The organism is Nonomuraea sp. NPDC059007, from assembly GCF_042740555.1.
GTDB lineage: Bacteria > Actinomycetota > Actinomycetes > Streptosporangiales > Streptosporangiaceae > Nonomuraea.
Genome location: NZ_JBHYJD010000021.1, coordinates 1 through 13,728 on the forward strand (window position 1 = coordinate 1; position 13,728 = coordinate 13,728).

Sequence of the window (13,728 nt, forward strand, 5' to 3'; positions counted from 1 at the left end):
TTCAGCCGGTCCGCTTGGTGTCAAATTGACACTCGCGGGCTGACCTGCGGGAATTTCGACCACCCCGTCTCCGGGGCAACCCCTCTAACTTACTCGCTCCGAGACCGACATGCAAATCGATCATCAGAACCAGCGCGTTGCAAGGGGATACCGACTCAGCACACGCCAGAACCACCCGAGAGAGGTGGTTGGTTGCGCCGCACTGCGTCGGCCTTAGAAGATTAGCAGCGCCCCAGACCACTCGGGACACCTTCCGCAACACAGAACGATCACAGCCGAACATAGACTCCCCCCGTGAGCAGGAACACGCCGCCGACGGCGAAGAGGGTCCCGACTGAGCGTCTCCATCACGGCGACACCGTGATCGACGAATACGCGTGGCTGACCGACAAGGAAGATCCGGACACGGTCTCCTATCTGGAAGCCGAGAACGCGTATCTCAAACAGGAGACCGCTCACCTGGCCGACCTCCAGGAGCAGGTTTTCCAAGAGATCAAGGGCAGGACGCAGGAAACCGACCTGTCCGTGCCCAGCCGTAAGGGCGCGTGGTGGTATTTCACCCGTACGGAGGAGGGCAAGCAATACGCCGTCTCCTGCCGGGTACCCGCCACCGGCGACGAACCTCCGGAGATTCAGCCCGGCAAGGTTCTCGACCACGAGCAGGTGCTGCTCGACGGCAACGCGCTGGCCGGCGACAGCCCGTTCTTCTCGGTCGGCACCAGCGCGGTCTCCCCCGACGGCACGATGCTGGCCTACTCCACCGACTACAAGGGCGCCGAGCGCTTCACCCTGCGCTTCAAGAACCTGACCACCGGCGAGACGCTCCCCGACGAGATCGAGGACATCTTCTACGGCGGCGCCTGGTCCGCCGACGGCTCGACGTTCTTCTACACCCGGGTGGACGACGCCTGGCGCCCCCACCAGGTCTACCGCCACACCCTCGGCACTCATGACGACGTCCTGGTCTACGAGGAGTCCGACGAGCGGTTCTGGGTCGGCATCGGCCTGACCCGCAGCGAGCGCTACCTGGTCCTGGGCGCCGGCAGCAAGATCACCAGCGAGGTGCGCCTCCTGGCCGCCGACGACCCTTCCGGCGAGTTCCAGCTGGTACGCCCCCGCGAGACCGGCGTCGAATACGGCGTCGAGCACGCCGGAGACTTCTTCTACGTGCTGCACAACAAGGCCGCCGAGAACTTCGAGATCGCCACCGCCCCGCTCGGCTCCCCCGGCGACTGGACGCCGCTGATCGAGCACCGCGAGGACACCCGCCTGCTGGAGATCGACGCCTTCGAGAACCACGCCGTGGTGCACTTCCGCCGCGAAGGTCTCACCGGCCTGCGGATCCTGCCCAAGGACGCGGACGCGTACGAGATCGACTTCCCCGAGCCCCTCTACGACGTCGGGCCCGCGGGCAACCCCGAGTTCTCCACCGGCAGGCTCCGGCTGGCCTACACCAGCATGATCACGCCGCCCAGCGTCTACGACTACGACCTGGCCACGCACGAGCTGATCCTGCTCAAGCAGCGGCCGGTGCTCGGCGGCTACGACCCGGGCGACTACGAGCAGGTCCGCGAGTGGGCCACGGCCGAGGACGGCACCCGCGTCCCGATCTCGATCGTCAAGCGCAAGGACGCCGCCAAGCCCGCCCCCACCGTCCTGTACGGCTACGGCAGCTACGAGACCTCCATCGACCCGAGCTTCTCCGTGGCCAGGCTGTCCCTGCTCGACCGCGGGTTCGTCTTCGCCATCGCGCACGTGCGCGGCGGCGGCGAGATGGGCCGTCGCTGGTACGAAGAGGGCAAGATGACCCGCAAGAAGAACACCTTCACCGACTTCGTGGCCGCCGCGAAGCACCTGAAGGCGGCGGGCTGGAGCGAGCGGGTGATCGCCAGGGGCGGTTCGGCCGGCGGCCTGCTGATGGGCGCGGTCGCGAACCTGGCTCCGGAGGAGTTCGCGGGCGTGGTGGCCGAGGTGCCGTTCGTGGACGCGCTGAACACGATCCTCGATCCGTCGCTCCCGCTGACCGTGATTGAGTGGGACGAGTGGGGCGATCCGCTGCACAACTCCGATGTCTACGCCTACATGAAGAGCTACACGCCTTACGAGAACGTGGACGGCCGGCCGTACCCGCCGATCCTCGCGATCACGAGCCTGAACGACACGCGCGTCCTCTACCACGAGCCGGCGAAGTGGATCGCCAGGCTGCGGGCGGTCGCGAACGGCGGGCCGTTCCTGCTGAAGACGGAGATGGGCGCCGGGCACGGCGGACGCAGCGGACGTTACGACGCGTGGCGCGAGGAGGCGTTCGCGCTCTCCTGGATCATCGAGAGGGGCACCGCATGACCTACCAGGCCGACGAGGGCCGGTATCAGGACCGCATGCCGTACAACCGGAGCGGGCGGAGCGGGCTCAAGCTGCCTGCCGTCTCGCTGGGGTTGTGGCACAACTTCGGCGACGACCGTCCGCTGGAGAACTCGCGCTCGATCCTGCGGCGGGCCTTCGATCTGGGCGTGACGCACTTCGACCTGGCCAACAATTACGGCGTGCCGTACGGCTCGGCGGAGCGGAACTTCGGGACGATCTTCGCCCAGGACTTCGCGCGCTACCGGGACGAGCTGATCATCTCGACGAAGGCCGGCTATGACATGTGGCCGGGGCCGTACGGGGAGTGGGGCTCGCGCAAGTACGTGCTGGCCAGCCTCGACCAGTCGCTCACCCGCATGGGGCTCGACCACGTCGACGTCTTCTACAGCCATCGGCCCGATCCGCAGACGCCGTTCGAGGAGACGATGGGCGCGCTGGACCACGCGGTGCGGTCGGGGAAGGCCCTGTACGCGGGCATCTCCAACTACTCGGCCGAGCAGACCGCGCAGGCGGCCAGGATCATGCGCGAGCTGGGTACGCCGCTGCTGATCCACCAGCCGTCCTACTCGATGATCAACCGGTGGATCGAGGACGGGCTGCTGGACACCCTGGAGGAGGCGGGGATGGGCTGCATCGTCTACTCGCCGCTGGCGCAGGGGCTGCTGACCGACCGCTATCTGAAGGACGTGCCGGCGGACTCCCGGGCGGCGACCAGCAGGTTCCTGTCGGCCGAGCGGGCGGAGCGCGACCGGGAACTGGCCCGTGGTCTCAACGGCATCGCCGAGCAGCGCGGTCAGACGCTGGCCCAGATGGCCCTGTCCTGGGCCATGCGCGACCCGCGGGTCACCAGCGTGCTGATCGGCGCGAGCAGCGTGAAGCAGTTGGAGGACAACGTGGCCTGCGTGAACGGCCCCGCCTTCACCGAGGACGAACTGACCCGGATCGACAAGCTCGTTGTTTAGAGGGCCTCGTGCTTCTGCAGCCAGGTGAAGGCGGCCCATCCGGGGAGGACGGGGAGCCAGAACGTGAGCAGGCGGTAGAGCAGGACGGCGGAGGTGGCCACGGCGCTGTCGACGCCGGCCACCGTGAGGCCGCCGGCGAGCGCGAGTTCGACCGCGCCCAGACCACCCGGTGTGGGCGCGGCCGAGCCGATCGCGTTGGCGGTCAGGAAGACCACGGCGACGGCGGTGAAGGAGATGTCGCCGCCGAACGCCGAGACGCAGGCGTCGAGGCAGGTCACGAACGCGATCGTGATCATCACGGTTCCGGCGAAGCCCTCGAACATCTTCCGCGGTGACTGCAGCACGTCCAGCAGGCGCGGCAGCACGTTCGAGAAGAGTGAGCGCAGCCGTTTGGTGAGCATCCTGCGCAGCGGCGGCACGCCGAGCACGGCGACGATCAGCACCGCGACGGCAAGCATCACCAGGACCAGCCCGCGTGTGGGCGTGAACGACGTGGCGGTGTTGGACCCGGTGATGTAGGCGAACAGCAGCAGCAGGCTGATGTGCGCGATCAGCATGACGAGTTGCGAGGCGCCGACGCTGGCCACGGCCGAGGCGGGCGGGATGCCGCGCTTCTGCAGGTAGCGGGTGTTGATCGCGACGGCGCCCACCGCGGGCGGCGCGACCAGCTTCACGAACGACGAGGCGAACTGCACCAGCACCGTCCGCCACAGCGGCAGCGACTCCGGCACGAACCCGCGCAGCATGAGCGCGGCGGCGATGAAGCTGACGAACGAGGCGGCCAGCGCCAGCAGCGACCAGGCCCAGTTGGCGGTGGTGATGACGGTGACGAGGTTGACCTGGCTGAGCTGGGACAGCAGGAAGTAGGCGGCCAGCGTGCTGGCGATGATCGTGACCAGCGTGCGCGGACGGAACCGCTCCAGCCGGATCTCCTCGATCTTGGCCTGCGGCTTGAGCGCCTCGATCTGCTCCCGGATGGCCGACAGCAGGCCCTTGTCCTTGGCCAGCGCGGACCGTGTCTGCCGGGTCAGCGCGATCTTCTGCAGCAGCGGCATGGCCCCGGCCAGCGCGTCCTCGCCCACGACCCGGGCGGCGGAGGCGACCGAGCGCTCGGCCCCGACGCGCAGCGCGAGATAGGTGAGCAGTTGGACGACGTCGAGCCGCAGCAGCAGGTCGCCGGCGGCGATCTCGCCGCTCCTGGCGTCGGTGAGCACGACCCGGCCGTCGGCGTCGACGTGGATGCTGTCGCCGGTCAGCCGCCGGTGGGCCAGCCGTTGCAGGCGCAGCAGTTCGAGTTGCTCCCAGATCTGGGCGAGCAGGTCGTCGTCGATCTCGGAGTCGGGCAGCGCGTCGAGCGGGCGGGTGCTGAGGTGCTCGTAGGCGAGGAGCGCGGCTTCGGTGCCGACCTCGCTGGTGCCGAGCAGGCGCGGGGTCGAGGCCCCCGCCGCCTGCGCGGCGTAGGCCATGAGCGCCTCGCGTTCCAGTTCCGCGCGCAGCGACCTGATCGCCCTGCGCCTGGTCTCGGAGTTGAGCCTGATGCGCCGCCACAGCCGGTACGGCAGGCCGGCCACCTGCCGGTCACGGTCGAGAACGGTGACGTCGAGGCTGCTGCCGTCGTGGAGCCCGATGGCGTAGCGGCGGCTGCCCTGGTGGTCGTCTTCGATCCGCCGGGCACTGACCGGCTGGAAGGAGAGCTTGCGCAGGGCGGCGATCACCGCGGTGCCGGGGGGTCTGGTGTTGGGGCTGCCGACGCCGTAGAGCGTGCCGTAGCCGATGGCCATGCCGGCCACGATCGTCACCATCGCGCTGGGCAGCGTGAGCTGCTTGCTGGTGAACAGCGAGAGCACGTCGAGCGCGATGACCGTCCAGATCAGCGCCCGCCAGGTGGGTCTGCGTGAGATGCGTACGGCGGTGCTGTAGGCGACCACGGAGGCGAGCAGGGTGTTGAACGGCTCCACCCCCGGCCGGTTGCCGGTGAGCAGTTGGCGCAGGTCGCCCGCGGCGTCGGAGGACATGACCCATTCGCCGATGAGGAACGAGCCGACCAGGCCGATGATCGCCGCGATGAGGCCTTCCGCCACGCGCAGGCCGTCGCGGTGGAAGACGCGCTCGACCGCGAAGGCCACCGGCACGACGAGCACCGCGCCGCCGCCGAGGAAGGCGGCGACCCGGCTGAGCAGGTTGGGTACGAGGTTGGCGCCCTCGGCGACGTCGCCGGCCAGGCCGTTCAGCGTCTGCTTGGCGACCAGCGACAGCAGGACGATCGCGGCGAGCGCGAGCAGGGCGGCGATGAAGCGGAGCAGGTCGGAGGGGCGGCGCAGGCGTTGCGGCAGGAGCGGTTCGACGACGTAGACCTCCGGGTCCTTGTCGTCGCCCTCCGTTTCACGGCGCGGCTCAACCACGGCCGGTTCCCTCTCCGAGAGGTCCGCCGCGTTGTCGCGTTCTCTGATTTCCGCCACCGTCCGCGATTCTGCACCTTCCGGGCCAGACCGTACGATCTTTGGCCTCTAGTGTCCCCAATCGTCACCTGAGTCAACGCCCCGGGTAAGGACTCGACCAGCGACGACGCGTCTAACCCCGGTCCGCGGCCAACGTTGGCATCCTCAGGCCATGATCACTCATACGATGCTGATCCTGGCCCTAGCCGCGCCGGGCGAACCGCTCGTAGACGCGGTCAAGGTGGACAACGTACTAGGACATCTCCAGGCCTTCCAAGCCATCGCTGACGCACACGCGGGTACCCGGGCAGCCGGCACGCCCGGATACGACGCATCTGCAGCCTATGTGGCCGCGCGGCTGCGTGACGCGGGTTACACCGTGCGGCTTCAGCCGTTCGCCTTCGACTTCTACCGGGAGCTGGCGCCGGCGGTGGTGGAGGGCGGCGGGCGGCGGCTCACGGGGGTCACCACGCTGAGGTACTCGGGCGGCGGCGACGTGCACGCGGCGCCGCAGGAGGCGGGCGAGGGGTGCGCGGCCCGTGACTTCAAGGGTTTTCGCGCCGGGCGGATCGCGGTGACGCGGCGCGGAACGTGCATGTTCGCGGTGAAGGCGCGCAACGCGGCGGCCGCGGGAGCCAAGGCGCTGATCGTGGTCGACCAGAAGGGCTCCTTCGCGGGGAGCGCGGGGACGCCGCAGCCGATCCCGGTCGTGGGGGTGCCGCCGGAGGCGGGCGCGCAGGTGACCAAGCTGAAGAGGGTCCGGGTCACGACGAAGACCGTGAGCGAGGAGCACATCACGCACAACGTGCTGGCCGAGACGCGGGGCACGGGCAGGGCGGTTATGGTCGGGGCGCACCTGGACTCGACGCTGGACGGGCCCGGCATCAACGACAACGGCTCGGGCAGCGCGGCGATCCTGGAGATCGCGCTGCGGGCGGCGCGTACGCCGTTGCGGCAGCCGGTGCGGTTCGCCTGGTGGGGCGCTGAGGAGGTGGGCCTGCTCGGGTCCGGCCACTACGTGCGGAGCCTGCCGGAGACCGAGCGCAAGAAGATCGAGGCCTATCTGAACCTCGACATGATCGCCTCGCCGAACCACACGTTCGCGATCTTCGACGGTGACGACTCCGAGCGCACGGGCGCGGGCGCGGGCCCGAAGGGCTCGGCCAGGGTGGAGCGGGCGTTCCAGCGGTATTTCCGCGAGCGCGGCCTGCCGTTCCGCGCCGCCGATCTGACGGGCCGTTCGGATTACGGGCCGTTCGTGGCCGCCGGGATCGCCTCCGGCGGATTGTTCACCGGCGGCGAGGAGAAGAAGACGGAGAAGGAAGCCGGTCTGTTCGGCGGTACGGCGGGCCAACCGCTCGACAAGTGCTACCACCAGGCCTGCGACACATTGCGGAACATCAGTGTGAAGGCGCTGGAGGTGACGGCGGACGCGGTCGCGGCGGTCGTCAGCCGCCTGGCCGCATAAGAACTCCGGGGCAACATCTTCCCCAGTAACCCCCCTTCGGAATATTTTTCACGCTATCGGGGGGATCGTTTCATCTTTACCGAGGAGCCATATGCGTCGTCGCCTGTCCGCAGGCGTGCTGGGTGCGGCCGCGCTCGCACTCGTCACCCCCCTCGCCCTGTCCGCTCCCGCTTACGCCGACCACGGCCGCGATCCGGCCCGCCAGCTCGTCCAGGCCGTCAAGGGCAAGCACGTCGAACGCCACCTGCGGGTGCTCGACCTGATCGCCAAGGCCGGCGGCGGCACCCGCGTCTCCAGCAGCCGCGGCTACGACCTGTCGCGTGACTACGTGGCCACGCTGCTGCGCGCCGTCGGCTACAAGGTGACCGTCCAGCCGTTCGAGTTCACCTTCGACGGCTACCGGACCAAGCCCGTGCTCGAACGGCTCTCGCCCAGTCCCAAGGCCTACAAGAACGGCTTCTTCAACGACTACGTCGCGATGGGCGACTCGCCCGCCGGCGGCGTCACCGGGCAGATCCAGGCCGTGGACCTGGTGCTGCCGCCGACGCCCCAGCCGTCGTCCACCTCGGGCTGCGAGCCGGCCGACTTCGCCGGGTTCGTCAAGGGCCGCGTGGCGCTGCTGCAGCGCGGCACCTGCAACTTCGGGGTCAAGGCGAAGAACGCGCAGGACGCCGGGGCCAGTGCGGTGATCGTCCTCAACGAGGGCCAGCCCGGACGCACCGACGTGGACCTCAACCCGGCGCTCAGCGACCCGTCGATCACGATCCCGTCCTTCTTCACGAGCTTCGCCGTGGGCTCCGACCTGGCGGCGACGCCCGAGGCCACCGTGAAGCTGAACTGGGACCCGCTGGTCGAGCAGCGCACCACCTACAACGTGATCGCCGAGTCGCGCGGCGGCCGGGCCGACAACGTCGTGATGATGGGCGCCCATCTGGACAGCGTGCAGGAGGGGCCGGGCATCAACGACAACGGCTCGGGCTCCGCGGGAGTGCTGGAGGTGGCGCTCCAGATGGCCAGGTTCCAGCCGGTCAACAAGGTGCGGTTCGGGTTCTGGGGCGCGGAGGAGTTCGGGCTGCTGGGGTCGAAGCACTATGTCGAGTCGCTGTCGCAGGAGCAGAAGAACGCGATCGGGCTCTACCTGAACTACGACATGATCGGCTCGCCGAACTTCGCGTACCACATCTACGACGGTGACGGGGATGCGTTCGGGGTGCCGGGTCCGGCCGGGTCGGCGCAGCTGGAGAAGGACTTCCAGGGGTTCTACGGGGCTCGCGGCCTGCCGTTCAAGCCGAGCGAGTTCGACGGGCGCTCGGACTACAAGGCCTTCATCGACGCCGGGATCGCCGGCGGCGGGTTGTTCACCGGGGCCGAGAAGAAGAAGACCGAGGAAGAGGCCAAGCTCTTCGGCGGTACGGCGGGCGAGCCGTACGACCCGTGCTACCACGGCGAGTGCGACACGATCGAGAACGTCGACGAGACCGCGCTGGACGTGAACTCCGACGCGATCGCGGCCCTGGCCGCCAAGTACACCTACAGCAAGGCGGCGCTGGACGCCATCCACAAGCCGGGGGCGCCGCACACGCCGCCCGCGGCGCGGATGGCCGCCACCGTCACCCATGACGGGGTGCCCGCGGCGACGAGCTGACGATGCTGGAGCGCCCCGGGGCAACTCCCGGGGCGCTCTTTCGTAAGCTGTGCGCTATGTCGGGAAATCTGCAGGTTTTGGGGGCGTGTCCGCTGGACTGCCCCGACACGTGCTCCTGGGTCGTCACGGTCGAGAACGGCGAGGCCGTCAAGATGCGCGGGAATCCCGACCAGCCGTACACGCGGGGCGCGCTTTGCGTGAAGGTCAACCGGTATCTGGAGCACACACGGGCGGCTGACCGGATTCTCCATCCGCTGCGCCGTACCGGGCCCAAGGGGTCTGGGCAGTTCGAGCGGATCAGCTGGGACGAGGCGCTCGACGAGATCGCCACCCGGTTGCGGAGCATCGCCGACGAGCACGGCGGCGAGGCGATCTGGCCCTACAACGGCACCGGGTCGCTCGGCTACGTGCAGGGGTGCGAGGGCGTGGCGGGGCGGCGGTTCTGGAACATGCTCGGCGCCTCACGGCACTGGCTCAACATCTGCTCCTCCGCGGGCTCCTCCGGGCTGCGGCGCGCCAACGGCACCGCGGGCGGCATGGACCCGGAGAACTTCGCGCAGTCCAAGCTGATCCTGCTCTGGGGCACCAACACGCTGACCAGCGGGCACCACCTGTGGAAGTTCATCCAGGACGCGCGGGCCGACGGCGCGCACGTGGTGGCGATCGACCCGATCAGGACCCGTACCGCCGACCAGGCCGACGAGCACATCGCGATCCGGCCGGGCACCGACGCCGTGCTGGCGCTCGGCCTGCTCAACGTGGTGCTGGCCGAGGGCACACAGGACGAGGAGTACCTGGCCGCACATACCGAGGGCTGGGATGACTTCCGCGAAGAAATCCTGAAATATCCGGTGGAACGTGCGGCCGAGATCACCGGCATCCCCGCCGCGACCGTCCACAGCCTGGGGATGAGGCTCGCCCACACCCGCCCCACCGCGATCCGCGCCACGATGGGCATCCAGCGCCACGCCGGCGGCGGTACGGCCATGCGCACGATCACCGCCATCCCCGGCGTGACCGGCGACTGGCGCCACCCGGGCGGCGGCGTGGCGTACTCGACCAGCGACCACGTGCACTTCACCATCGACACCCGCGAGGACCTGCTGGCCCAGCCGGTGCGCACGCTGGCCATGACCCGCCTGGCCGCGGAGCTGCCGTCGGTGAAGTGCCTGTTCGTCTACGGCGCCAACCCGCTCGCCTCGACCTCCGACACCAACAGGATCCGCCGCGAGATGCTGCGCGAGGACCTGTTCACGGTGGTCATGGAGCATTTCCCCACCGACACCGCCGACCACGCCGACATCGTGCTGCCAGCGACCATGCAGACCGAGCACATGGACCTGCACGCCGGCTACGGCCACCTCTACCTGCTGTGGAACGAGCCCGCGGTCCCGCCGCCCGGCGAGTGCCTGTCCACGACGGAGACGTTCCGCCGCCTGGCCGAGCGCATGGGCATGACCGAGCCGTCGTTGTTCGACACGGACCTGGAGCTGGCCGAGCAGCTTCTGTCGAGCGGGCATCCGTCGCTGGAGGGCATCACGCTCGACCGGCTGCGCAAGGAGGGATGGGTGCGGATGAGCTACCCCAAGCCCTTCGCGCCCTTCGCCGACGGCTTCCCGACCCGGTCGGGGCGGCTGCGCTTCCCGCCGCCCGGCAAGGCCTACGTGCCGCCGTACTCGGCGGGCAAGGACGGGCTGACGCTGATCACCCCGGCCGCGCACACGTTCCTCAACACGATCTTCGGCAACAATCCCGAGCTGCGCAGGAGGTCGAAGGAACCGGTGGTGCTGGTGAACGCGGCCGACGCGGTGGCGCGCGGGCTGGCCGACGGCCAGCGGGTGCGCGTGCACAACGCCAACGGCGAGTTCCTGGCCGACGTGGAGATCAGCGACCGGGTGGCCGCCGGGGTCGTGGCCTCGCCCAAGGGCCGCTGGCCGAAGTTCTCGCCCGGCGGCGCCGGCCCGAACGCCGTGGTGGACGAGCGCGACGCCGACATGGGCAAGGGCGCCGTCTACCACGACAACATCGTCGAGCTCACGCCGGTGTGAGCGGCAGCTTGAACCCTTCGTGGGACTGGGCGTAGCCGAGGGAGCGGTAGAAGCGGTGCGCTTCCTCGCGCTGCTTGTCCGAGGTGAGCTGCACCATCACGCAGCCGCGTGCCCGGCCCTTGGCGTGCGCCCACTCCATCATCTTGCGGCCCCAGCCCTGGCCGCGCAGGTGGGCGGCGACGCGTACCGCCTCGACCTGGAGGCGGGTGGCGCCGTTGCGGGAGATGCCGGGGATGTAGGTGAGCTGCATGGTGCCGACGATCTCGCCCTTCAGCTCGGCCACGATCAGCTCGTTGTTCGGGTCGGCCTGGATGGCGGCGAAGGCGGCCTCGTGGGCGGGGCCGTACGTGCCGGTGCGCCGGGCGGCGACCGCGTCGTCGGCGATGAGGGCCACCACGGCGGGGACGTCCTCGGCCCGTGCCGCGCGGAACACCAGCGACAGCACGTACTGGGAGTCCTGGAGCGACGGGTTGGACGGCAGGCCCATGACCTTGCCCGTGGGCACGAAACCCTTGCCCGCGTACAGGGCGCGGGCGGCGGTGTTCACGTCGACGGCCCAGAGCTCGACCTCCTCGGCCTGCCTGCCGCGGGCCCAGGCGATCACCTCGTCCACCAGCCGCGAGCCGACCTTGGCTCCCCTGGCCTCAGGGGCGACCCACATGGACAGCAGGTGCACGTGTTCCGGCCGCTCGGCGAGGCCGTAGACCATGCCGTGGATCGCACCGTCCGCCGTGGCGGCGAAGAATACCGAATCCGGATTTTCCAGGCGTTCGACCCATTTCTCCGCCGGGAAGGCGGCCTCGCGCTCATAGGTGGATCCGAACGCGTCGGGAGAGTCGGCGAGGGCGCGCAGCCGTACCTCGCGCAGGCGCCCGGCGTCGGCTGTGGTCAGGCGTTCCATGGTGAATTCAGGCATGTCCGCATCATGTCAGGGACGGGTCAGGGTCCATCCCCGATGTGAACAAGGGCACTGAAGGGGCAATCTGAGGCCATGAACGAAATCAGCCGACGCGACGAGATGTCGCTTTCCGGCGCCGCCCTCCGCGGCGCCCCCTGGAAGGCCGCCGTGGTCGGTGGCGGCGCCACCGCCGCCATCGCCTGGGTGTTCTCCGGATTCGACGACATGGCCTGGGCGCTCGGCCTGGGCATCAACCTGTTCGCGCTGATCGCCGCGATCGGCGCGGTCGCCAAGCCGGACGTGAGCGACCGGGTGACCAGGCAGGCCAGGATGTGGTCGCTGAAGCACCCGTGGAAGTTCGCGCTCCTGCCGGCCGGAATCTCGGCCGTCCTGGACTACCCGGTGCAACTGGTGCTCGACGGCGAGGGCGTCTTCGGGGCCGCATGGGGCGCGCTGTGGCACGGTGCGCTGGTCTACCTGATCGCGGCCGTCCTGACGTTCGTCATGCAGGGACGAGCACGATCTTCCCAGTGACCCGGCGCTCCACCAGATCCGCCATGGCCTGCCCCGCCTGTTCCAGTGGGCGCACCTGCGGGGCCACGGGATCGATGCCCGGCATGGCCAGCAGTTCCTCCAGCATCGCCCGGTTCTCCGCCGCATGGGTCATGGACCACGCGCCCCAGTCCAGGCCCATGACCGACCGGCTGCGCAGCAGCACCTGGTTGGCGGGAAGCCGCGGGATCTCCCCGGAGGCGAAGCCCACCACCAGCAGCCGGCCGCGCTCGCGCAGCGCGCGCAGGGCCTGCTCCGACAGCGCGCCGCCGACAGGGTCGACCGCCACGTCCACTCCCCAGGCGCGCGCCGTGGTCTTGAGGTCGTCGTAGCCGACGGCCTCGTCCGCCCCGGCCGTGATCGCCACCTCGCGCTTGGCCGCGCTCGACGCCGCCGCCAGCACGTCGGCGCCCAGCGCCTTGGCCACCTGAACCGCCGCCAGCCCGACCCCGCCGCCCGCGCCCAGCACCAGCACGCGCTCTCCCGGCCGCAGCCCCGCCCGCTCCCGCAGCGCGAACAGCGCCGTGCAGTGGCTCTGCGCGAAGGCCGCCGCTCGCGCGGCGTCGAGATGATCAGGCAGCGGTACGGCCTGCGCCGCGTGCACCAGCACATGGCTGGCGAACCCGCCGAGCCCGGTGATGGCCAGGACCCGCGTGCCGTCGGGGGTGCGCCCCGCCACCTCGTACCCGGGTGTGAACGGCAGCGGCGGCCTGATCTGGTAGCCGCCGCGCACCATGAGCCCGTCGACGAAGTTCACCCCGGCCGCCTCGACCTCGATGAGCACCTGCCCGGGTCCGGGGACGGGGTCGGGGGTCTCGACGAGTTCGACGGGCTTGCCGTACTCGGTGCAGACGATCGCCTTCATCGGCGCTCCGCCACGCGCTTGAGGTTCTCCAGCGTCGTGACCATGTTCGCGGTGTTGTGGCCGACCCGGTCGGGCACGCCGGTGGCCCAGCCGCCGACGACGCGCATGAACGCGCCGCGGGTGTCCCACGTCTTCTGTTCGACCAGGCAGCCCTCGTCGGTCGGGGTCAGCCCGAACCGCCAGACGGCCACGTCGAGCACCCCCCCGGCGCGGACGTGGTAGGCGAAGGCGCGGCCGGGTTCCGCGGCGGTGACCGTGCATCGCGTGGACCAGCGGCGGGCGCCGTTGCGGTTGCTGCCGACGAAGCGCGCGCCCCTTCTGGGCTCCTTGACCTCGCCGACCCAGCGGGCCCTGCGGCACTCGGCGTTCCACGTGCCGAGGTTGGCGAGGTCGGTGATGAGCTCGTAGACCCGCTGTGCGGGGGCGGCGATCTCGATGCGTGCGGACGCGCTTGGCTCGCTCATGCCGCCCAGTCTGATCGACCGAAC

The 13,728-nt window shown here is 69.9% G+C and carries 10 protein-coding genes; 6 read left to right on the forward strand and 4 right to left on the reverse strand.

Annotated elements, in window-relative coordinates:
- Positions 1 to 294 precede the first annotated feature (294 nt).
- Both ACFWY5_RS30785 and mgrA read left to right on the forward strand, forming a co-directional pair.
- Positions 295 to 2,343 (forward strand): S9 family peptidase, encoded by a 2,049-nt coding sequence (locus ACFWY5_RS30785; RefSeq protein WP_379636113.1) that lies wholly within the window; start codon positions 295 to 297, stop codon positions 2,341 to 2,343.
- Complete coding sequence (gene mgrA, locus ACFWY5_RS30790) at positions 2,340 to 3,326, forward strand: L-glyceraldehyde 3-phosphate reductase (protein ID WP_379636115.1); 987 nt, start codon at positions 2,340 to 2,342, stop codon at positions 3,324 to 3,326. The genes ACFWY5_RS30785 and mgrA overlap by 4 nt, the downstream gene beginning before the upstream one ends.
- Here the strand turns inward: mgrA and ACFWY5_RS30795 are convergent.
- Positions 3,323 to 5,785 (reverse strand): flippase-like domain-containing protein, encoded by a 2,463-nt coding sequence (locus ACFWY5_RS30795; protein WP_379613954.1) that lies wholly within the window; start codon positions 5,783 to 5,785, stop codon positions 3,323 to 3,325. The genes mgrA and ACFWY5_RS30795 overlap by 4 nt on opposite strands.
- 151 nt (positions 5,786 to 5,936) lie before the next feature.
- Here ACFWY5_RS30795 and ACFWY5_RS30800 point away from each other — a divergent pair, with 151 nt between their 5' ends.
- From ACFWY5_RS30800 to ACFWY5_RS30810, 3 genes are all read left to right on the forward strand, one after another.
- Positions 5,937 to 7,232, forward strand: a complete 1,296-nt coding sequence (locus ACFWY5_RS30800; protein WP_379636117.1) for a M28 family peptidase — start codon at positions 5,937 to 5,939, stop codon at positions 7,230 to 7,232.
- 91 nt (positions 7,233 to 7,323) lie between these two features.
- Complete coding sequence (locus tag ACFWY5_RS30805) at positions 7,324 to 8,877, forward strand: M28 family peptidase (RefSeq protein ID WP_379613958.1); 1,554 nt, start codon at positions 7,324 to 7,326, stop codon at positions 8,875 to 8,877.
- Between the two features lie 56 nt (positions 8,878 to 8,933).
- Positions 8,934 to 10,925 carry a molybdopterin-dependent oxidoreductase gene (locus ACFWY5_RS30810; RefSeq protein WP_379636119.1) on the forward strand — a complete coding sequence of 664 codons (1,992 nt, stop codon included), beginning with the start codon at positions 8,934 to 8,936 and terminating at the stop codon, positions 10,923 to 10,925.
- On the opposite strand, the gene ACFWY5_RS30815 is transcribed toward ACFWY5_RS30810, so the two are convergent.
- Positions 10,912 to 11,841, reverse strand: a complete 930-nt coding sequence (locus tag ACFWY5_RS30815) for a GNAT family N-acetyltransferase (protein WP_379613962.1) — start codon at positions 11,839 to 11,841, stop codon at positions 10,912 to 10,914. The two genes, ACFWY5_RS30810 and ACFWY5_RS30815, sit on opposite strands and share 14 nt — an antisense overlap.
- A gap of 75 nt (positions 11,842 to 11,916) precedes the next feature.
- Here ACFWY5_RS30815 and ACFWY5_RS30820 point away from each other — a divergent pair, with 75 nt between their 5' ends.
- Positions 11,917 to 12,357: a hypothetical protein gene (locus ACFWY5_RS30820; protein ID WP_379613964.1), complete on the forward strand. Its 441-nt coding sequence runs from the start codon at positions 11,917 to 11,919 to the stop codon at positions 12,355 to 12,357.
- Here ACFWY5_RS30820 and ACFWY5_RS30825 read toward each other — a convergent pair.
- The gene (locus tag ACFWY5_RS30825; RefSeq protein ID WP_379636121.1) at positions 12,326 to 13,240 is read right to left on the reverse strand and encodes an NADPH:quinone oxidoreductase family protein; all 915 of its coding nucleotides are present in this window, start codon (positions 13,238 to 13,240) and stop codon (positions 12,326 to 12,328) included. The genes ACFWY5_RS30820 and ACFWY5_RS30825 overlap by 32 nt on opposite strands.
- Complete coding sequence (locus ACFWY5_RS30830; protein ID WP_379636123.1) at positions 13,237 to 13,704, reverse strand: SRPBCC family protein; 468 nt, start codon at positions 13,702 to 13,704, stop codon at positions 13,237 to 13,239. Before ACFWY5_RS30830 ends, ACFWY5_RS30825 begins: the two co-directional genes overlap by 4 nt.
- Positions 13,705 to 13,728 lie beyond the last annotated feature (24 nt).

What these genes read in the sequence shown, in the direction of transcription:
- mgrA (WP_379636115.1), top strand. Translation starts at nt 2,340, where the DNA reads ATGACCTACCAGGCCGACGAGGGCCGGTATCAGGACCGCATGCCGTAC.
- ACFWY5_RS30800 (WP_379636117.1), top strand. Translation starts at nt 5,937, where the DNA reads ATGATCACTCATACGATGCTGATCCTGGCCCTAGCCGCGCCGGGCGAA.
- ACFWY5_RS30805 (WP_379613958.1), top strand. Translation starts at nt 7,324, where the DNA reads ATGCGTCGTCGCCTGTCCGCAGGCGTGCTGGGTGCGGCCGCGCTCGCA.
- ACFWY5_RS30810 (WP_379636119.1), top strand. Translation starts at nt 8,934, where the DNA reads ATGTCGGGAAATCTGCAGGTTTTGGGGGCGTGTCCGCTGGACTGCCCC.
- ACFWY5_RS30815 (WP_379613962.1), bottom strand. Translation starts at nt 11,841, where the DNA reads ATGCCTGAATTCACCATGGAACGCCTGACCACAGCCGACGCCGGGCGC.
- ACFWY5_RS30820 (WP_379613964.1), top strand. Translation starts at nt 11,917, where the DNA reads ATGAACGAAATCAGCCGACGCGACGAGATGTCGCTTTCCGGCGCCGCC.
- ACFWY5_RS30825 (WP_379636121.1), bottom strand. Translation starts at nt 13,240, where the DNA reads ATGAAGGCGATCGTCTGCACCGAGTACGGCAAGCCCGTCGAACTCGTC.
- ACFWY5_RS30830 (WP_379636123.1), bottom strand. Translation starts at nt 13,704, where the DNA reads ATGAGCGAGCCAAGCGCGTCCGCACGCATCGAGATCGCCGCCCCCGCA.